This is a genomic window from Mesorhizobium sp. M0808 (assembly GCF_040320025.1).
GTDB lineage: Bacteria > Pseudomonadota > Alphaproteobacteria > Rhizobiales > Rhizobiaceae > Mesorhizobium.
Window position 1 is genome coordinate 1 of the sequence record NZ_JAMYOX010000044.1, and the last position, 18,248, is coordinate 18,248.

Consider the following 18,248-nt stretch of genomic DNA (forward strand, 5'->3'; position numbering starts at 1 on the left):
CGTCCGCCAGACTCAACTGACCCAAAACACGATCCGCCATCCCGAATCTCCCTGCTTCGACCATCATCACAGAATCACCAATCGGCTTCTGTGCAAAGGTCTCCTTGTGGGAGAAGGTGGATTGGCGCGCAGCGCCAAGACGGATGAGGGGTGTTGGACGGAGTGCGGAGGGAGCCAAGCTGGAACACCCCTCATCCGACCTCGCTTCGCGAGGCCACCTTCTCCCACAAGGGGAGAAGGCAGAGCAGCGCCAATCCCCTAGATAAATTGCACCTGGACGATCTCATAACCCCTGGCGCCGCCTGGCGCATTGACCTCGATGGCGTCGCCGACTTCCTTGCCGATCAGGGCGCGGGCGATCGGCGAGGAGATCGAGATGCGGCCGGACTTCACGTCGGCTTCCTGGTCGCCGACGATCTGGTAGGTCTTTTTCTCCTCGGTATCCTCGTCGACCAGCACCACTGTGGCGCCGAACTTGACCTTGTCGCCGCTGAGCTTGGTGACGTCGATCACCTCGGCCCGCGCGATCAGGTCCTCGAGTTCGTTGACCCGGCCCTCATTGAGGCTCTGTGCCTCTTTTGCCGCGTGATATTCGGCATTTTCGGAGAGGTCGCCATGCGAGCGCGCTTCGGAAATCGCCTCGATGATACGCGGCCGCTCCTGTTGCTGGCGCCAGCGCAGCTCTTCCTTCAATGACGCGAACCCCTCGCCTGTCATCGGGACCTTGTTCATAATGCCTGACCTTTCCTGCCGCCGCCCCCGCAATCGGGAGCGACCTTGTCGATGGTACAAAAAGAAAACGGTCCGGCAGCCTCGGGCTAACGGAACCGTCTCACCACAATTTCGCAAGATATAGCAATCTTCGCGGGTTTTTCACGTCCAAAAAGTCGGTTTTTGAAAAATCATCCACCGATTGCACGGCTGACCCCACGTCAAGCGGGGGTTTCCAAGATCGTATCGTGTACCGTGATGCCAAATCTCGGTTGTGGCCAACATGTGCAGCACAGCAAAAAACCGGCTGCGATCGCTCACAGCCGGTTATGAGGAGCGTTCCGGAGGATCAGCTCCTCATGAAATGATCGATCTGCTCCGACAGCATGCCGTATTCGCGAGACCCCTTGCCCGTGCGCTTCTCGATCTCGCGGAGCTGTTCCTGGGCGCCGGCAAGATCGCCGATCTGCAGGTGCGCCTCGCCGAGATATTCGCGTACCAGCGTGTAGTTCGGGTCGATGCGCAGCGCTTCCTCGTAGTAGCCGAGGCCGACGGTGACGCGGCCGGAATGGCGGTGCGAATAGCCGAGATAGTTGAGGATGCGCGGATCCTGCTTGTTGGCGGCGAGGCTGAGCACGGCGATCGCCTCGTCGTAGCGTCCATCCATCGCCAGCGCGCGACCGGCATCGTAGATGCTGTCGTCGTCCAGCATGCCTTGCTTCGGCGAGACGCATTTCTTCTGCTTCTTGTCCCACGCCTCCCCCTTCTTGCACTGGGACTGGCCGCCGCCGCCATTGCCGCCACCGCCGCCACCACCTCCTCCGCCCTCTCCAGCCGAAAACGCCGGAGCCGCAATCAGCGGCAGGGCGGCGATGGCCATGGCGTAAATCAGCAATCGTCTGCGCATCGAATTCTCCTTTGAACTGACAATGCAACACTAACGCCGGGCCAACGCCGTTTCGTCCCGGAAAATGTCATCCTATCTCAAAACCGCGATCTCTCCCAGCAAGGCCATCTTATCCCGGGAAGAGAGGGCATCGGAAATCATGCTTCATGATCAACGCCGCCGCGCAAGATAATGTGACGAGCGCTGCAAATCCGCTATCATCGGGCCGACCGAGCACGAAGCAGGGAGACGGCCGGTGCAGCAACGCGTTGAACGAGACTGGGAGCTTTCGATCGGTCCCGACACCGTGCGCCTGTTCATCCTGAAGGCGAAGGCGCTCAGCGCCGCCGTCAACGAAGACTATGCCGACGGCGCCGAGCACGAGGTAGAGCTCGACGGCAACGCGCACGACAACCACCATCATGACGGCCTTGCCGAGGAAAGCTCCGAAGATCTCACCGAAGAAGAATTGCGCGAGCTGATCGACGATCTCAATGTCGACGAAGCGGCCGAACTGATTGCGTTGGCCTGGGTCGGCCGCGGCGACTATGACGCTACGGAATGGACGGACGCGCTGTCCGCCGCCCGCGAGCGCGCCAACAAGCGCACGGCAAAATATCTGCTCGGCATGCCGCTGCTGGCGGACTGGCTCGAGGAAGGCTTGGAAGCGATCGGCGCGTGACGGCGCGGTTACCGATTGTGATCGGCCGCCTCCCTCGCTCAAGGCAACTTCCCTGCATTCTGGCCGTTGCGACGTAATGGCGGCGTTTGGCTTTTTCAGATTGGGCAGATTGCTGCTGGCCGTTGCGGCTACGCCGCTGGCCGGGTCCGTATCGGCCAAGGCCCCTCAATTGCCGCAAACTGCACCGGTTCCGCAGCTCAACCAGCAAGTCACGCCCCCGCCACCAACCGAGATCCCGGTCCCCGAACCGCGCCCGGCGGATGCTCCGGAGCCGCCCCAGGCCACTCAGCCGCAAAACGGCCAGCCAAACGCCAAGCAGCCGGAGCCGCCGGCGATCGCACCACTACCTCCTGAAAAGCCAGCGGAGGCAGAGCCATCGGCAAGCGCACCGAACCCGTCGGAAAAGCCGGCCGAGGCGGACAAAAAGGAGGAGAAAAAAATCCTTCCTGATCCTCGATCGGCCGCCATTGCCGAGAAAGAAATGCCGGCCGAAGAATTGGCCTGCCGCAGGCGGCTGAAGTCGATGGGCGTCGATTTCGTGGAGCGCAAGCCCGAGCGCGATACGGCGGTCGGTTGCTCGATCCCCTACCCGATCGTGCTGAGGACGCTCGGCAAATCCATCGCCATCGGCCCGGAGCCCGAGCTGAATTGCCAGATGGCAGAAGCGGCCGCACGCTTTGCTGCTTCGGTCATCCAGCCTGCCGCAAAGGCCGAGTTCGGCGCGGATATTAAATCGATCGGCCAGGCCTCCGCCTTTGTCTGCCGGTCGCGCAATGGCGGCGGCAAATTGTCGGAGCACGCCTTCGGCAACGCGCTCGATATCGCCAGCTTCAAGCTTTCGGACGGGAAGGAGATCGATGTCGGCCCGGCGCCGCCGGAAAAGGACGCGAAATTCCTGAACGCAGTGCGCAAGGCAGCCTGCGGACCGTTCAAGACCGTGCTTGGCCCCGGCAGCGACGCCGATCATTCGCAGCATCTCCACTTCGACCTCGAACCGCGCCGCAACGGTGGTACGTTTTGCCAGTGACATCGAGCCCGCCGAGGTCGGGCGCCGCAATTTGGCCGCAGGTGTGAACGGCGCCGCTGATTTTTCCTTTACCCTTGGCGATTAAACTCTGTGCCATCTGGGGACAGGATACCTGCCGATGGCCGGAATATTTCGCGCTGCGCTTGCCGCCGCGCGGCAAACAAGGCGCGCGCGTATGGCCGGCAGGCTTGCCGCCATGCTTGCCATTGCGGCGGTCTCCGCCTGCAATACCGGCAGCGTGCTGTCGCTGCAGCCGGCCGTCGATGTCGGCAGCCAGACCGCTGCCGTCCCGCCCGATTCCGACCCACAAAGTTCCGGCCCGGAATATTCCGGCATGCAGCGCCTCGTCCCGTCCAACCCCTATATGACCGCCGCCTATCCGCGCATGGACAATCCGATGTCGCCGGCCGAACAGATGCCGGCCACCGAGATCGATTGCCGAAAGGAGCTGAAACGCCTCGGTGTCGTCTACACCGACGTGGCGCCGATCCATGAAGGCCAGTGCGGCATCGACTATCCGGTCAAGGTCTCGGCCATCGGCAGCGTCGAGATGAAGCCGGCCGCGACGCTGACCTGCGACATGGCCGCCACCTTTGCCGGCTGGACCAGGAACGAACTCGTGCCGTCGGCCCGCTGGCGCTATTTCTCAGGCGTCAAGACCATCCACCAGGGCTCGAGCTATTCCTGCCGCAGGATTGCCGGCGAAGGTGTTTTGTCGGAACACGGCAAGGGCAATGCGCTCGACGTGATGAGCATCGAGCTCAACAATGGCGACGACATCGACGTCCGCAAGCCCGGCCTGTTCGCCTTCCGCACGCGCGGCTTCCTCAACAATGTGCGCGCCGACGGCTGCCAGTATTTCACCACCGTGCTCGGCCCCGGCTACAATTACGATCACCGCAACCATTTCCATTTCGACATCAAGAACCGCAAGAACGGCTATCGCGCCTGCCGCTGATTGCAGCCCCTGCCCAAGACTTGCTGCGCCGGTTAAGATGGTGCGCAGACGCTTGGGTGGTGCCTCTTGAGCCAACGAAGCCTTCGACGACGTGCAACGATCTGGCTGGTGGCATGCTGTGCCGCTTATCTTTCGCTCGCCTATTTCGCCGCGCCTGAGTTCTGGACGTTGCGGGACCGCAATTTTCGCAATCAGCAATTCGAGATGGTGACGCACACGCCGCAAGGCATTCCGGGCGATCCGATCAATGTCGGCCTTGTCGGCACCAAGAAGGAGCTTGTCCATGCTTTTGCCGTCGCCGGCTGGGATACGGCAGACGCCATCACGCTGAAGACTGCCATCGAGATCGGCGAAAGCGTGCTGTTTAACCGCCCCTATCCCGACGCGCCGGTCAGCCGGCTTTTGTTCGAAGGCCGCGTCCAGGACCTCGCCTTCGAAAAACCGGTCGGCGACAGTGCCGACCGGCGCCATCACGTCCGCTTCTGGCAGACCGATGCGACCGGAGACGACGGCCGGCCGCTTTGGCTTGGCTCGGCAAGCTTTGACCGCGGCGTCGGCCTCAGCCATGACACCGGCGCGATCACTCATCATATCGGCGCCAACATCGACGCCGAGCGCGATGGGCTGATGCGCGACCTCTCCGCCGCCGGCATGCTGATCTCGACCAGCGAGATACCAGGCGTCGGCGCCACGAAGACCGGGCGCAACGGCGAAGGCGATCCCTATTTCACCGACGGCAAGGCCATCATCGGCGTCCTGCTGCAACTGCCGTAGGCGCGCGATCAGCCTTCCCGTCTGACCCATTTCCGACCGGCTCAGGGCACGGTGATCACGATCTTGCCGAACGGTCCCGTCTCCAGACGCTCAAATGCCTGCGGCACCTCGTCGAAGCCAAACACCTTGTCGATTACCGGCTTGATGGCAAGCGTCTCGATCGCCTGGTTCATCCGTTCGAAAGCACGACGGTGACCGATCGATATGCCCTGGACGACGATCCGGTTGCGCATGAACGGCAAGATCGGAAAATTGAGCTCCATGCTGCCCAGCAAGCCGATAACCGACAGCCGGCCGTCGGCGCCCAGCGCATTGAGCGAGCGCCGCGCATTGTCGCCGCCGACCATTTCCAGCACATGGCTGACGCCGGCGCCGTTTGTCAGCTCGCGCGCGGCCTCGTCCCACGCCGGCCGGCTGCGATAGTTTATCCCTTGCCAGGCGCCGAGCGCCTTCGCCCGTTCGAGCTTCTCGTCGCTGCTCGAGGTGACGATGGCGCGCAGGCCGAAGGCGGCGGCGAACTGCAGCGCAAACAGCGACACACCGCCAGTGCCCTGGATGAGAACGGTCTCGCCCGGGATTGGCTTTGCCGCCTCGACCAGCGCGAACCACGCCGTGAGTGCCGCAATCGGCAGCGTCGATGCCTCGACATCGCTGAGCGATAGCGGCGCCGCCACGGCGGCATCCTCGTGAAAAAGCACATGCTCGGACAAAGTGCCGGGCAGCGACGATCCCAACGTGTGCTTGTGCAGCACCGGCGGGGCGTCGCCGTCCGGCCAGTCGGCGATCACCTGGCCGAGCACACGCTGCCCGATGCCGAAGCGGCTGACTTTGCTGCCGATGGCCACCACCTCGCCCACCGCGTCCGATGTCGGCACGAACGGAAAGCTGAGGTCCGGTATCAGCACGCCATCGACGATCATCCTGTCCTTGTAATTCAGCGATACCGCTGTGACGCGTACCAGAAGATCATGCGGCCCGGGTTGGGGCAGCTTTCCATCAGCCGGCTTCAACCTGGACAGGCCGAAACCGTTCATCTGCCAGGATCTGTTTTCGGTGCTCATTTGGTTCGCGCTCCGTGGTTGATGATTGCGCGAGACATTTACGCCGTTTCACTATGGAGAAAAGTGCTTCCATGTGGCATGTTCTGCAACAGATTAAGGAGCAAAACTCTACAATAGGAGCGCTTCATTGGAATCGGCCAATTTGCAAGGCATCGTCGCATTCGTTCACGCGGTGGAGGCCGGCAGCTTCACCGGCGCTGGCGCACGGCTGCATGTCACCAAATCGGCGGTCGGCAAGTCGATCGCGCAGCTGGAACAGCGATTGGGCGTCCGCCTGCTCAACCGCACCACCCGCAGCCTCAGCCCGACCAGCGAGGGCCTGAGCTATTACGAAGCCTGCGTCAGGGCACTGGCCGAGATCGAAGCCGCCCGGTCGCTGTTGGCATCGCGCAAGCAGGTGCCTTCCGGGCGGCTGCGCGTCGACCTGCCTTTGGCCTTCGGCCGGCGGTGCGTCGCCCCGCTGCTGTTCGACATTTCCAAAAAATTCCCGGACCTGACGATGGAAATCTCGTTCAACGACCGGCGCGTCGACCTGATCGAGGAAGGCATCGACCTGGCGGTGCGTATGGGCGACCTCGACGACAGCTTGTCGATCGCCGCGCGCCGCATCTATGCCCAACGTTCGGCCATCTGCGCCGCCCCCGCCTATCTCGACGCCCATGGCAGGCCGCTATCGATCGAGGACCTGGCCAGGCACAGCCTCATCGGCTACGGCCGCGACGGCACGGTCCATCCCTGGACAGTCAGGCATGTCGACGGCCGTCTCGAAAAATTCGCGCCCAAGGCGCGGCTGGTGCTCGGCCACGGCGAACCGATGCTCGATGCGGTACTGGCCGGCTGCGGCATCGTCTATCTGCCGACATGGCTGACGGCCGACAGCATCAGGCGCGGCGAGCTCGAAATGGTTCTGTCGGACTGTCTTGTCGAAAACACCGTGGTGCATGCCATCTGGCCGGTAACACGCAATCTCGCGCCAAAGGTGCGCGTCGTCGTCGACGCCCTGATCGAGCATTTTTCCGCGCCGCCCTGGGATGCGGCATGGGTGCCGCCTGATTGCCCGGCTTGCTAAATTTAAAAAGCGCGACCGTCCTATTTTCGAAAACCGCGCGGCAATGCTATGGACCCGGCATGCTTTATGCTGAAATTGCCATCGTGGTCGTCCTCATCTGCGTGAACGGCCTTCTGTCGATGTCCGAACTCGCCATCGTCTCGTCGCGGCCGGCGCGCCTCAAGACGATGATCGACCGCAACGTCAAGGGCGCCGGCCGGGCCCTGGCGCTCGGCGCCAATCCGGGAAAATTCCTGTCCTCGGTGCAGATCGGCATCACTTTGGTCGGCGTCTTGTCCGGTGCCTTTTCCGGCGCCACGCTCGGCGAGCGGCTGGCCACCTCCCTGGCGTCGGCCGGCATCCGCGAAAGCCTCGCCGATCCGCTCGGCGTCGGCATCGTCGTCGCCCTCATCACCTATGGCTCGCTGATCATCGGCGAACTGGTGCCCAAGCAGATCGCATTGCGCGACCCCGAACGGGTAGCCGTCAGGGTCGCCCCGGCAATGACCATCCTCGCCAGCGTCTCGGCGCCGCTGGTCTTCCTGCTCGATTTTTCCGGCCGCGCCCTCCTGTGGCTGCTTGGCCAGCGCGGTCAGAGCGAGGATAAGGTCACCGACGAGGAGATCAAGATGCTGGTCGCCGAAGCCGAGCACCACGGCACCATCGAATCCGACGAACGGCGGATGATCGCCGGCGTCATGCGGCTCGGCGACCGTGCCGTGCGCGCGGTGATGACGCCGCGCACCGAGGTCGACTGGATCAATCTGCAATCCGACGAGGCGGCCATCAGGAAGCTGCTGATGGACACCCAGCATTCGCGCCTGCCGGCCGGCGACGGCGGCGTCGACGCCATGATCGGCGTCGTCCAGACCCGCGACGTGCTGGCCGCAATGCTCGGCGGCCGCGCTCTCGACCCGCGCCGGCACGTGCGCGCCGCGCCGATCGTGCATGACCAGGCCGACGCGCTGGACGTGCTTGCGACGCTGAAGGAATCCGACGTGCCGATGGCGCTGGTGCATGACGAATACGGCCATTTCGAAGGCATCGTCACCCCGGCCGACATTCTGGAAGCGATCACCGGCGTCTTCCGTTCGGATCTCGACGCCGGCGACGAGGAAAACGCCGTCAAGCGCGAGGACGGCTCATGGCTGCTCGCCGGCTACATGCAGGCCGACGAGATGGCAGAGGTCCTCGGCATCGACCTGCCTGAGAGCCGCGATTACGAAACCGTCGCCGGCTATGTGCTGTCGCATTTGCACCATCTGCCGGCGACCGGCGAATGTGTCGACGCGCAAGGCTGGCGCTTCGAGGTCGTCGACCTCGACGGCCGCCGCATCGACAAGCTCATCGCCACCCGCCTGCCCGGCCGCCACCGCGAGGTCGTGCGGTAACGATCGACGCGACTTATGGGCTATATGCTCGCGGCGACGCCGCTCGCACAGTCAAAGTTGATTGGGAATACCGCCTATGGTCGACCACCTTTTCGCCGACCCATATCTCGCTGCCGTCTACGACGCCTGGCACCCGAGATCTGCGCGCGACGACTATGATTTCTACCTGCCCCGCATTCTAACAGCAGACGCGGTGCTTGATGTCGGATGTGGAACGGGCACCCTCCTTCACGAGGCACGCCTGGCCGGACATTCAGGGCGGCTCTGCGGCATCGACCCAGCACCCGGCGTGTTGAATCGCGCACGAACGCGCGCGGATATCGAATGGGTTCTCGGCGATCTCCAATCGGCCGGCTGGACAGCCGAGTTTGATCTCATTGTGATGACGGGGCACGCATTCCAGGCCCTTGTCAGCGACGAAGACCTGAGGGATTTCATGGCGGCTGTCCGACACGCCCTTGTGCCAGGCGGATGCTTCGCGTTCGAAACGCGGAACCCTTCGGTGCGGGCGTGGGAGCACTGGACACCCGAAAATGCGGTCGTCGTTGAGCTGCCTGACGGGTCGCTGGTGCAGATCACAACAGAGGTGATCATGCGGTTCGATGGACAGACGGTGACATTCACCCACAGGTTCGGCGGAAAGCATCCGAGCCTTCCGCAAGTTAGTCGCAGCACCTTGCGATTCCTCGAGACGGACGCCTTATCGAGCCTGCTGGGGAACGCGGGGCTACGGATCGAACAGCAATTCGGCGGCTTTGACGGCAGCCCACTTGGCCCTTCGAGCCCAGAGATCATCACGTTCGCGACGAGATGAAAAGGAGCATCCGCTCTCCAGCCCTGCAAGCAACGACAACTCGCGGACCCATTGCGGACGTGGAGCCGTATTTCGCGGGGACTGCCGCCGACCGTAGGTCAGAGCCAAGCTTGGCAATCGCAGAACTCAGCGATCAATCGATTGCCTCGATGCCTTGTGCCTTCAGCCGTTCGAGATGGTCCTTCATCTCTTTCAGCCGCTCGGGGGAGTGGCCCTGCCACTCGGTGACCTCGCCCGTGATCCTGAGCGGCTCGCGGCAGCGATAGGACTGCGTCGGATTGCCGGGAAATTTCTTGTCCGTAAGATTGGGGTCGTCCATGACCGGGCCGGTTGGTTCCACGATGTAGATCCTTTCGCGTCCGTCACCGGCGGCCAGTTCTGCACCCCAGATAGCCGCATCCAGAGTGCCGGTTAGATAGACCCAGGCTGCCTGCTTTCGCGCCCCGTAATTGGAGCTGTAACCGGCTTCGATCAGGTCTCCCGGTTTAAGGTCGGCCCGGGTGCCGTGGTAGAATTGGCGCGGCTTGTCGGAGGCTGTCATCGGCTCATCCTCGCTGTCTCAGGCGTCATGGTGTCGTGGCGCGCACTATTTCATGCACGTCATCGAATCAACCGTCTGGCCGTTCGGTTATCGGACGTCCGCCCATTCCGGTCATCCCGCCCAAAGCACGCTTTCGGTCGGCTGCCGGTGCGGGTATTATTGGCGCTCTGCATCTTACCGAGGTGGAAAAATGGATCTGCAAGCCTTCAGGGATTCGATTGCGAAACCACAGCCGCCAGCCGGCTTGAGCCCTGCCCTGCAGGCGCTGTGGTGGGATGCAAAGGGCGATTGGGCTAAGGCGCACGAGTGCGCGCAGCAGCGCGACGATACGGCGGGCATGCACGTGCATGCCTATCTCCACCGCAAGGAAGGCGACCAGTCGAATGCGGAATATTGGTATCGCCGCAGCAACGCGGCGCCGTCGACCTTAACGCTTGACGAGGAATGGCAAGAGTTGGCACGTACACTTTTGCAGCAAAGCTGACGCTTGCTCAGTCATCGTAAAATAGCCGGTCCTGCATCCACTCTCCGGGGTTTCAGCTGGCGCCCTGTGGCTTGTCCCTGCGGTTCCATTCCGCATTGCGCGCCTGCGCCTCTTCGGCGATCAGCTTGAACTCCCGCATCTTCGCAGCTTCGATGGCGAATGCGCGGCTTGGCAGGACGCCAGGGTCCTCCTGACTGTTCTGAAACTGAAAACGGGCCTCCAGTTCGGCCCATATTCGCTCGGGTGCCGTATCCTTGCTGGCAAGCAGCGCAACGACCAGCGCCAGAGTCTCGCGCTGGGCGTTCAGCCGCCCTTCGATCTCTTCATTCGGCAATTCGGACATGCGGGTCGCTTCCAGTTTCTGGCTCAACGGCAAAATCGCACCCTTGTTCCGGAACTCGGGGCTGGCGCGGTCCGGCTGGGCAGCAGATGCTCGCAATCGCAATCGAGATGATCTCTCCTCCTCGATCCTGTTGACTCGGGCCGATGGCACTTCTCGCGCCGCTTGCGTCCAGCCTCTTCGAATGCAGCATGCGGACAAATCTTGAGAGCCTGAAGCGAATTCTCGAGACCGCAGCAGGTGATGCTTTGTTGCAGACTGACCCGCAGCCGACGCTCGGCGGTCTGCCCCGCAACGATCAAAGCCTGTCATCGAGAACGACCATAGGCTGCTGCGAGCACCGGAACAGCTGAGAAGCCTTGGCGTTGTTGGCATCTGGGATCTCGAGCGGACGCTATGAAACCTTCTGATTTTTAAGCCGTTATCGCCGGATGCCCGAGGCTAAATTTAAGCTGAAATCGGTTGACGGCGCCCAATCGCGCGATGCCGAGAAGTCGCGCCGCGAGAAACAGTCGACCGTCGAAGTCGCGTCCGAGGTCGTCGGCGAGCCCGCGCCGCCGCCGGATGTCACCGAACCCGATCCTGAGCTGACACCTGAAGAGGCCGAGCGGGCGCGCAAGAGATACCTGCTTAAGCGCTTCTGGATCAGCGCGCGCGGTTACTGGAGCGGCAGTGGCGACAGGGTCGCCTGGCCGTTGACGATCGGGCTGTTGGTCCTGATCGTCGCCAATGTCGGCTTCCAGTATGGGATCAATGTCTGGAATCGCGCAATTTTCGACGCCATTGAGCAACGCAATGCCCACACCGTATATTGGCTGAGCGCCGTATTCCTGCCACTCGTGATCGGAAGCGCCAGCCTTGTGGTGGCACAAGTCTTCTTTCGCATGAGGATACAGCGCCGCTGGCGGTCCTGGCTCACCACCGCGGTCATCGCGCGCTGGCTCGCAAGCGGCCGCTACTATCAGCTGAACCTCGTCGGCGGCGATCATAGCAACCCCGAAGCCCGCATCGCCGAGGATTTGCGGATTGCCACCGAATCGCCCGTCGATTTCATCGCCGGTGTCATCGTCGCATTTCTGTCGGCCTCGACCTTCATCGTGGTGCTGTGGACGATCGGCGGCGCCCTGACCCTGACGATTGCAGGTTCGACGGTCACCATTCCCGGCTTCCTGGTCATCACCGCAGTGCTCTATTCCGCGATCACGTCTACTTCGATGGCGGTCATTGGCCGCCATTTCGTCCACCTCTCCGAGGGAAAAAATCAGGCGGAAGCCGAGTTCCGCTACACGCTGACGCGCGTGCGGGAAAACGGCGAGAGCATCGCATTGCTCGGCGGCGAGGAGGAGGAGCGCAGCGGCATGGACAAGACATTTGCCCATGTGCTCAGGCAATGGGCGCTCCTTGCAGGCCAGCACATGCGCACGGCGCTGGTGTCTCAGGGGTCGAGCCTGTTTGCGCCTGTCGTGCCGGTCTTGCTTTGCGCTCCAAAGTTCCTCGAAGGCAGCATGACACTTGGACAGGTCATGCAGGCTGCCTCGGCCTTTGCCATCGTGCAGGGCGCGTTCGGATGGCTGGTCGACAACTATCCCCGTCTCGCCGATTGGAACGCCTGTGCACGGCGCATCGCCTCGCTGATGATGTCGCTCGACGGGCTCGAGCGCGCGGAACAGAGCAACACGCTGGGACGCATAAAGCGCGGCGAGACCGGCGGCGATGCGATGCTCAGCCTGAACAATCTCTCCGTGTCGCTCGACGACGGCACCGCCGTGGTCAAGGAAACCGAGGTCGTGATCGAACCAGGCGAGCGGGTGCTCGTCGCCGGCGAATCCGGCTCGGGCAAGAGTACGTTGGTGCGGGCCGTCGCGGGTCTGTGGCCATGGGGTAGCGGCAGCGTCAACATCCGCGCCGACAGACGGTTGTTCATGTTGCCGCAACGGCCCTACATCCCGACCGGGACGCTTCGCCGCGCTGTCGCCTATCCAGGCGCTGCCGACAACTGGACGCTGGATAAGATCAAGGCTGCCCTCGACAAGGTGGGACTCGACTACCTCAACGACCGGATCGAGGAGGACGCGCCATGGGACCAGACCTTGTCGGGTGGCGAAAAGCAGCGCCTCGCCTTCGCGCGTCTTCTGCTGCACCGCCCCGATATCATCGTGCTGGACGAGGCAACGTCGGCACTCGACGAGAAGAGCCAGGACAAGATGATGGAGATGATTATTCGCGAATTGCCGAAGGTCACCATCATAAGCGTAGCGCACCGCGCCGAGCTGGAGGCCTTCCACAGCCGCAAGATCACATTGGAGCGGCACAAGGGCGGCGCAAAACTTGTCAGCGATATCGAACTCGTCCCGCGCAAGGACAGACGGAACTTGCTCATGCGCCTTCTGAGGCAACGGCGCGCCAACGGAAAGCCAGCGCGACCTTGAGCAAAGCGGCGCTGCCCTACGCAAAGAGTGAGGCCGCCGGTCGGAGCAGGCGGACCATCGCCGATTCGAGTCACTGCCCGCATCTGGTCCTGAAAGCACCAGCCGTGGTACCTTGATTCCGGGCAGCTGCTGCTGCCGGAACGTCGATGGCACGAGCGCATTTCCATGTCCGGTGCAACGCCGAGGCCAGCTGTGAAAAACCCGGGTTGATTTCAAAAGCCCCGATTGATTTCGAAAGCAAAGGGACCAGCAATGACAATCGCCAAGAACACGATCTGCCTTTGGTACGACAAGGACGCCGAGGCTGCGGCCCGCTTCTATTCCGAGATTTTTCCCGACAGTTCGGTGAAATCCGTCCACCGCGCTCCCAGCGACTACCCGTCCGGCAAGGCAGGCGACGTGCTGACGGTCGAGTTCACGGTCGCCGGCATCCCCTGTCTCGGCCTCAATGGCGGGCCCGCGTTTAAACACAACGAAGCCTTCTCCTTCCAGATCGCCACCGACGATCAGCAGGAGACCGACCGCTATTGGAACGCCATCGTCGGCAATGGCGGCCAGGAAAGTGCCTGCGGCTGGTGCAAGGACAAATGGGGCATCTCCTGGCAAATCACGCCGCGCGTGCTGACCGAAGCGATGGCCGCCGGCGGCGATGAAGCAAAGCGCGCATTCGAGGCGATGATGGAGATGAAGAAAATCGACGTTGCAGCGATCGAGGCGGCGCGGCGCGGCTGACAGTTCGGGGGTGGCCCGACGCGAAAAGATCAGGGCAGAGCGGCCGGAAATGCTGCCGGCCCATCATCTCCAGGCAGGCGTGCGATGGTGCTGAACTGCGCTGCGTTTTACGACGCCGAACTGCGACGGCACAACGAGGTCTTCAGGGCTGCGGTCAAGGTGGGAACGCGCGATCGCGTGCTCGATATCGGATGCGGTTCGGGACAATCCTCTCGTGATGCTGCCCGTGTCGCGGTGGAAGGCAGCGTGCTCGGCGTGGACGTATCGGCCGAGATGCTCGAGATCGCCCGGAAGTGTAGCGCGAAAGAGGGATTGCGAAACCTCGCCTTTGAGCGCGGCGATGCGCAATTGCTGGTATTTCCGCCTGCCGGCTTCGATCTGTGCATTAGTCGATTTGGAGTGATGTTCTTTGCCGATCCGGCGGCGGCGTTCGCCAATATCGCCCGGGCGATGCGACCAGGGGCACGTCTTGTGTGGATGGTATGGCGATGCCAGGACCGTAACGAGTGGGCAACTGCCATTCAGCGGGCAATTGCGCCGGGGACCGCCATATCGGGGGGCGCCGCCACCCCGTTTTCGCTTGGCGACCCCGCCATCACCGCGGAGATCTTGCGTGCATCCGGTTTTGTTTCGGTCGACTTTGCCGAAGTGCATGAGCCGGTCTTCTACGGCCAGGACGTCGATGTGGCCTATGACGCTTTGCTTGGCCTGCAACTGGTCAAGGATCCGCTCGCCCGCGCAGATGTGGATGTCGACGCGCCGCTGCGGCGGTTGCGCGATCTGCTCGACGCGCATTTGACCGCGGACGGTGTGCTTTTCGACTCGCGTGCCTGGATCGTCACCGCGTTTCGGGCGAGCCGATGGTGACTGCGCGATGTAGACGATCCTGTTCTCTCGGCCTTCCCGTCAGTCCATTTGCGGCGCGACTTCTGAGAGCAGCCAATCCCGAAAAGCCTTGACTTTGCGCTGACGGATCGCCTCTGGCGGGTAGACGAAATAGAAGCTGGAGGGGGATTTCAGGGCGTGGCCGAAGGGGCGGACGAGCCGCCCGGCGGCAAGGTCGGCCGCAACGAGCATGGTCCGGCCGAGCACCACCCCCTCGCCTTGTGCGGCCGACTCCATGGCAAAGGTGGCAGAGTCAAAGGTAATCCCGCTCTGCGGGTCAACGCCCTCGACCCCGGCGCTTGCTAGCCAGGTCGCCCAGTCGATCGGAAAGCTGTCACGGATCAGCGTGTGGTGTTTGAGGTCCTGAGGCGTGCGGAGCGGATGTGCACCCTCAAGAAGCTTTGGGCTGCACACTGGAAACACCTCCTCGCCGGTGAGGAACTCCGACGTTAGCCCCGGATAGTTTCCGTTGCCATAACGGACGGCAACATCGATGCCGTCGCCGAGGAAGTTGGTCAGCTTCCCGCTCGTCGAAACCCGCACATCGAGGTCGCCATGCGCACGGTGAAAGCGATAGAGGCGCGGCACCAGCCATCTCCCCGCAAAGCCATCGGAGGTGCTGACGTTCAATGTCGAGCTCGAATAGCGGGCTGTTGCTGCAGCGGTGGCGGTGGCCAACTGGGCGAGCGCCTCGCGCACCGCCCGCGCATAGGGTTCGCCGACGGCTGTCAGGCTCACCGAACGCGTACCGCGCTCGAACAGCTGCACACCGAGCTGATCCTCAAGATTCTTGATCGCCCGGCTGATCGCACCGTGGGTGACATGAAGTTCCTCTGCCGCCTTGGAGAAACTCAACAGGCGCGCCGCGGCCTCGAAACTTGGCAAGGTGGTGAGGGGAGGCAGCTTCCGGGGCATGGATCGATACCTGTACGTGTGAGTGATGCTCACACATTGTCGCCGATAAGTCGTTTGTCGTCCAGGCCAGAAGCCGGCATGTTTGCTCGCGTAATCAGTCATTCACCACCGCTGCAAAAGGCGAGTTTGATGTGACTGATACTCTCGCTGACGAAAGTCGCGGGGCAACTGCTGAAACCAAAACTGCCGCCACTCTGGGAGAGCACCATGAACGCCAAACGAGTTGAACCCATCGTCGACGTCCTGACCGGCATGGCCGGCCGCATCCTCGCCTCGAGCAGCCGGCGCCGGACCGGGCGGCAGATTGCACGCTTCTCGACCCGCCGGCTCGAAGACCTCGGATTTGCCCGCGACTGGGACGGCTCGGTCCATCGGCCGTCGGACTACCGCTAGCCTGAACGAAAGCAACAGCGGACAGGCTCTTCGCAAAAGATCGCTGTCGCAAGGAATTAACGGAGAACGGACATGGCCACCATCCACCCATTCCTCTGGTTCAACACCGATGCGGAGCAAGCCCGCGACTTCTATCTCTCGGTCTTCAAGAACAGCAAAGCGCTCCAGACCATCGAATACACCGACTGGGTGTCCGGAACCAACAAGACGGTCCCGCATGCCACCTTCGATTTCGAGCTCGAAGGACTGCACCTTACTGCGCTCAATGCCGGGCCGCAGCCGCCCTTCAACGAGCGGCTCTCGCTCTACATCGAGACCAGGGACCAGGCCGAGACCGACTACTACTATGAGGCGCTCACCGCCGGCGGCGGCAGGGCACAACCCTGCGGCTGGCTCACCGACAGATACGGCGTCTACTGGCAGGTCATCCCGGAAATCCTGCCGCGGCTCAGTGCCGATCCGGATCGCGAAAAGGCCAACCGCGTCCGGCAGGCGATGTATGGGATGCGCAAGATCATCATCGCCGAGCTCGAAGCCGCCTACGCCGGCAAGGCCTGACTCTCCCACCGCAATCGCAACGAACGGAGAACCCTCATGACATCGCTCGTGGACAGGAAAGTCATCGTCGTCGGCGGTAGTTCCGGCATCGGTCTCGGCGTCGCGGAAGCTGCTCTCAACGGCGGAGCGAAGGTCGTGATCGTCGGACGCTCGCCCGAGAAACTGCTGGCTGCCGAACGGACGCTCAATGCGGGCCGCGTGACAAGCGTGGTCGCCGACATGACCGACGAAGCGGACGTCGCCCGCCTGTTCGACGAGGTCGGTCCCTTCGATCACCTCGTATCGACCGCCGGAACACTGCCGCCCGGCGATCCCATCGGCAGTACCGACATGGAGGCTGTGCGAGGCTTCGTCGATAACAAGCTGATTGGCGCCGTCTTGCTCTCCAAGCACGCTGTGCGCACCCTGAAAGCCGGCGGCTCGATGACCTTCACCTCGGGAATAAATAAGGATCGGCCGCCGGTGCCGGGAGGCTCGGTCGTCTCCGCGATTGCCGGTTCATTCAGCTACTTCGCCCGCGCCCTGGCGCTCGAACTGGCCCCGACGCGCGTCAATGTCGTGTCGCCCGGATGGGTCGACACACCGATGTGGGACATTGTTGGAGAAGCCAAATCCAGCTTCTTTGCCGACATGGCTGCCCGGTTGCCATCGAGAAAAATTCCGACCGCAGCGGACGTCGCCGCCGCCTACCTCTACCTCATGGAAAGCGACTTCACCACCGGCGAGACGATCCGCATCGATGGCGGCCATAACCTGATCTAGCCGCCATTTGCACGCCGCCTGAATGGGTTGAGCCGGCATGACCGCTAGTCCGGTGCACTGCTGCCGAAGGCGACGAACGCCGGCGGGTCATGCCGGCGTCGCTCAATCGGGGTTTACATCGGCAGCCAGGTCCCTAGTTTTAGCGTTTCGCGCCGCGCACCTAAGTGCGTGGATGATCGAGGACGGGACCGTGAGCTTTGGCCGGCCCCTCGAAACTTTCAAAGGATGGCTATCATGACACAGGCCAAGAATGGCGACACCGTGCGCATCAATTACAATGGACGCCTGGCAGACGGCACCCAATTCGATTCTTCCGGCAACGAACCGCTGCAATTCACGCTGGGTGAAGGACAAGTGATCCCTGGTCTTGAAACCCATGTCGAGGGCATGGAGGTGGGCGCGAAAAGCACCGTGACTGTTCCCGCCGAGGCCGCCTATGGCCCCCACCGCCCCGAAGCGGTCATGACCGTCGATCGCGCCCGCGTGCCAGACAACATCAACGTCGATATCGGCACTCGATTGCAGGTCAGAACCTCAGAAGGGCGCCCGATGCCGGTAACAGTCGTCGGCGTGGACGACACCAGCGTCAAGCTCGACGGCAATCATCCGTTGGCCGGACGCGATCTCGTGTTCGACGTTGAACTGGTCGAGATCGTTCAGGCGGCGTAGGGCACGGCAAAGCGCGTAACGGCCATGATTTTCGGGTGACGCATTTCGACCGACGGTTCCGGCGGTGCGTCACCTGTCGGAGGCAAAGACCGCGACGGCGGAAATCGTGTAGCGTGCAGCAACCCATAGAGACATTCGGCATCTGGAATGTCCAATTCAGCGTCGCGGTCTCGAGGACCTGTGGAAGA

The 18,248-nt window shown here is 62.6% G+C and carries 21 protein-coding genes; 15 read left to right on the forward strand and 6 right to left on the reverse strand.

Features of this window, described 5'->3' with window-relative positions:
• Nucleotides 1–258: 258 nt before the first annotated feature.
• Together greA and NKI25_RS30735 are read right to left on the reverse strand one after the other, a co-directional pair.
• Nucleotides 259–732: a transcription elongation factor GreA gene (gene greA / locus NKI25_RS30730; RefSeq protein ID WP_023719113.1), complete on the reverse strand. Its 474-nt coding sequence runs from the start codon at nt 730–732 to the stop codon at nt 259–261.
• Between the two features lie 328 nt (nt 733–1,060).
• Nucleotides 1,061–1,618, reverse strand: a complete 558-nt coding sequence (locus tag NKI25_RS30735; RefSeq protein ID WP_254819249.1) for a tetratricopeptide repeat protein — start codon at nt 1,616–1,618, stop codon at nt 1,061–1,063.
• A gap of 235 nt (nt 1,619–1,853) precedes the next feature.
• Here NKI25_RS30735 and NKI25_RS30740 point away from each other — a divergent pair, with 235 nt between their 5' ends.
• The 4 genes from NKI25_RS30740 (at nt 1,854) to NKI25_RS30755 (ending at nt 5,038) form a co-directional block, all read left to right on the forward strand.
• Nucleotides 1,854–2,279, forward strand: coding sequence for a DUF3775 domain-containing protein (locus NKI25_RS30740; RefSeq protein WP_023678354.1), 426 nt, complete (start codon nt 1,854–1,856; stop codon nt 2,277–2,279).
• A 76-nt stretch (nt 2,280–2,355) separates the two neighbouring features.
• Complete coding sequence (locus NKI25_RS30745) at nt 2,356–3,306, forward strand: extensin-like domain-containing protein (protein WP_352586842.1); 951 nt, start codon at nt 2,356–2,358, stop codon at nt 3,304–3,306.
• A 118-nt stretch (nt 3,307–3,424) separates the two neighbouring features.
• Nucleotides 3,425–4,264: an extensin-like domain-containing protein gene (locus NKI25_RS30750; RefSeq protein ID WP_353000222.1), complete on the forward strand. Its 840-nt coding sequence runs from the start codon at nt 3,425–3,427 to the stop codon at nt 4,262–4,264.
• 66 nt (nt 4,265–4,330) lie between these two features.
• Nucleotides 4,331–5,038 (forward strand): LssY C-terminal domain-containing protein, encoded by a 708-nt coding sequence (locus NKI25_RS30755; protein ID WP_353000224.1) that lies wholly within the window; start codon nt 4,331–4,333, stop codon nt 5,036–5,038.
• Nucleotides 5,039–5,079: 41 nt separating this feature from the next.
• Here NKI25_RS30755 and NKI25_RS30760 read toward each other — a convergent pair whose 3' ends face one another.
• Nucleotides 5,080–6,099, reverse strand: a complete 1,020-nt coding sequence (locus NKI25_RS30760; protein ID WP_352690676.1) for a zinc-dependent alcohol dehydrogenase family protein — start codon at nt 6,097–6,099, stop codon at nt 5,080–5,082.
• A gap of 127 nt (nt 6,100–6,226) precedes the next feature.
• Between NKI25_RS30760 and NKI25_RS30765 the strand changes: the two genes are divergently transcribed.
• From NKI25_RS30765 to NKI25_RS30775, 3 genes are all read left to right on the forward strand, one after another.
• The gene (locus NKI25_RS30765; protein WP_353000226.1) at nt 6,227–7,168 is read left to right on the forward strand and encodes a LysR family transcriptional regulator; all 942 of its coding nucleotides are present in this window, start codon (nt 6,227–6,229) and stop codon (nt 7,166–7,168) included.
• 59 nt (nt 7,169–7,227) lie between these two features.
• On the forward strand, nt 7,228–8,538 hold the full coding sequence (locus NKI25_RS30770) for a hemolysin family protein (protein ID WP_352623125.1): 1,311 nt from the start codon (nt 7,228–7,230) through the stop codon (nt 8,536–8,538).
• Between the two features lie 76 nt (nt 8,539–8,614).
• Nucleotides 8,615–9,352, forward strand: a complete 738-nt coding sequence (locus NKI25_RS30775) for a class I SAM-dependent DNA methyltransferase (RefSeq protein WP_352456965.1) — start codon at nt 8,615–8,617, stop codon at nt 9,350–9,352.
• A gap of 133 nt (nt 9,353–9,485) precedes the next feature.
• Here the strand turns inward: NKI25_RS30775 and arr are convergent, their stop codons facing one another.
• Complete coding sequence (arr, locus tag NKI25_RS30780; protein ID WP_352456964.1) at nt 9,486–9,893, reverse strand: NAD(+)--rifampin ADP-ribosyltransferase; 408 nt, start codon at nt 9,891–9,893, stop codon at nt 9,486–9,488.
• A 190-nt stretch (nt 9,894–10,083) separates the two neighbouring features.
• Between arr and NKI25_RS30785 the strand changes: the two genes are divergently transcribed.
• Nucleotides 10,084–10,377, forward strand: a complete 294-nt coding sequence (locus tag NKI25_RS30785) for a hypothetical protein (protein WP_352450453.1) — start codon at nt 10,084–10,086, stop codon at nt 10,375–10,377.
• Nucleotides 10,378–10,429: 52 nt separating this feature from the next.
• Here NKI25_RS30785 and NKI25_RS30790 read toward each other — a convergent pair whose 3' ends face one another.
• Nucleotides 10,430–10,720, reverse strand: a complete 291-nt coding sequence (locus NKI25_RS30790) for a hypothetical protein (RefSeq protein WP_352456962.1) — start codon at nt 10,718–10,720, stop codon at nt 10,430–10,432.
• 428 nt (nt 10,721–11,148) lie between these two features.
• Between NKI25_RS30790 and NKI25_RS30795 the strand changes: the two genes are divergently transcribed.
• From NKI25_RS30795 to NKI25_RS30805, 3 genes are all read left to right on the forward strand, one after another.
• Entirely contained in the window at nt 11,149–13,146 is a 1,998-nt protein-coding gene (locus tag NKI25_RS30795) for an ABC transporter ATP-binding protein/permease (protein WP_352456961.1), read from the forward strand.
• Nucleotides 13,147–13,404: 258 nt separating this feature from the next.
• Nucleotides 13,405–13,878: a VOC family protein gene (locus NKI25_RS30800; RefSeq protein WP_352450557.1), complete on the forward strand. Its 474-nt coding sequence runs from the start codon at nt 13,405–13,407 to the stop codon at nt 13,876–13,878.
• 84 nt (nt 13,879–13,962) lie between these two features.
• Complete coding sequence (locus NKI25_RS30805) at nt 13,963–14,745, forward strand: class I SAM-dependent methyltransferase (RefSeq protein ID WP_352690675.1); 783 nt, start codon at nt 13,963–13,965, stop codon at nt 14,743–14,745.
• 39 nt (nt 14,746–14,784) lie between these two features.
• Here the strand turns inward: NKI25_RS30805 and gcvA are convergent, their stop codons facing one another.
• Nucleotides 14,785–15,678 (reverse strand): transcriptional regulator GcvA, encoded by an 894-nt coding sequence (gene gcvA / locus NKI25_RS30810; protein ID WP_352456973.1) that lies wholly within the window; start codon nt 15,676–15,678, stop codon nt 14,785–14,787.
• A 207-nt stretch (nt 15,679–15,885) separates the two neighbouring features.
• Here gcvA and NKI25_RS30815 point away from each other — a divergent pair, with 207 nt between their 5' ends.
• The 4 genes from NKI25_RS30815 (at nt 15,886) to NKI25_RS30830 (ending at nt 18,060) form a co-directional block, all read left to right on the forward strand.
• The gene (locus NKI25_RS30815) at nt 15,886–16,071 is read left to right on the forward strand and encodes a DUF1127 domain-containing protein (protein ID WP_352456959.1); all 186 of its coding nucleotides are present in this window, start codon (nt 15,886–15,888) and stop codon (nt 16,069–16,071) included.
• Between the two features lie 72 nt (nt 16,072–16,143).
• Entirely contained in the window at nt 16,144–16,629 is a 486-nt protein-coding gene (locus tag NKI25_RS30820; RefSeq protein WP_352456958.1) for a VOC family protein, read from the forward strand.
• Between the two features lie 36 nt (nt 16,630–16,665).
• Nucleotides 16,666–17,391, forward strand: a complete 726-nt coding sequence (locus tag NKI25_RS30825; protein WP_352567972.1) for an SDR family oxidoreductase — start codon at nt 16,666–16,668, stop codon at nt 17,389–17,391.
• Nucleotides 17,392–17,625: 234 nt separating this feature from the next.
• Nucleotides 17,626–18,060, forward strand: a complete 435-nt coding sequence (locus tag NKI25_RS30830; RefSeq protein ID WP_352456956.1) for an FKBP-type peptidyl-prolyl cis-trans isomerase — start codon at nt 17,626–17,628, stop codon at nt 18,058–18,060.
• Nucleotides 18,061–18,248 lie beyond the last annotated feature (188 nt).

Coding starts and splice junctions, on each gene's coding strand:
- NKI25_RS30795 (WP_352456961.1), top strand. CDS start 11,149: ATGCCCGAGGCTAAATTTAAGCTGAAATCGGTTGACGGCGCCCAATCG.
- NKI25_RS30805 (WP_352690675.1), top strand. CDS start 13,963: ATGGTGCTGAACTGCGCTGCGTTTTACGACGCCGAACTGCGACGGCAC.
- NKI25_RS30830 (WP_352456956.1), top strand. CDS start 17,626: ATGACACAGGCCAAGAATGGCGACACCGTGCGCATCAATTACAATGGA.
- NKI25_RS30825 (WP_352567972.1), top strand. CDS start 16,666: ATGACATCGCTCGTGGACAGGAAAGTCATCGTCGTCGGCGGTAGTTCC.
- NKI25_RS30785 (WP_352450453.1), top strand. CDS start 10,084: ATGGATCTGCAAGCCTTCAGGGATTCGATTGCGAAACCACAGCCGCCA.
- NKI25_RS30760 (WP_352690676.1), bottom strand. CDS start 6,099: ATGAGCACCGAAAACAGATCCTGGCAGATGAACGGTTTCGGCCTGTCC.
- NKI25_RS30775 (WP_352456965.1), top strand. CDS start 8,615: ATGGTCGACCACCTTTTCGCCGACCCATATCTCGCTGCCGTCTACGAC.
- NKI25_RS30790 (WP_352456962.1), bottom strand. CDS start 10,720: ATGTCCGAATTGCCGAATGAAGAGATCGAAGGGCGGCTGAACGCCCAG.
- NKI25_RS30815 (WP_352456959.1), top strand. CDS start 15,886: ATGAACGCCAAACGAGTTGAACCCATCGTCGACGTCCTGACCGGCATG.
- greA (WP_023719113.1), bottom strand. CDS start 732: ATGAACAAGGTCCCGATGACAGGCGAGGGGTTCGCGTCATTGAAGGAA.
- NKI25_RS30770 (WP_352623125.1), top strand. CDS start 7,228: ATGCTTTATGCTGAAATTGCCATCGTGGTCGTCCTCATCTGCGTGAAC.
- NKI25_RS30735 (WP_254819249.1), bottom strand. CDS start 1,618: ATGCGCAGACGATTGCTGATTTACGCCATGGCCATCGCCGCCCTGCCG.
- arr (WP_352456964.1), bottom strand. CDS start 9,893: ATGACAGCCTCCGACAAGCCGCGCCAATTCTACCACGGCACCCGGGCC.
- NKI25_RS30745 (WP_352586842.1), top strand. CDS start 2,356: ATGGCGGCGTTTGGCTTTTTCAGATTGGGCAGATTGCTGCTGGCCGTT.
- gcvA (WP_352456973.1), bottom strand. CDS start 15,678: ATGCCCCGGAAGCTGCCTCCCCTCACCACCTTGCCAAGTTTCGAGGCC.
- NKI25_RS30750 (WP_353000222.1), top strand. CDS start 3,425: ATGGCCGGAATATTTCGCGCTGCGCTTGCCGCCGCGCGGCAAACAAGG.
- NKI25_RS30820 (WP_352456958.1), top strand. CDS start 16,144: ATGGCCACCATCCACCCATTCCTCTGGTTCAACACCGATGCGGAGCAA.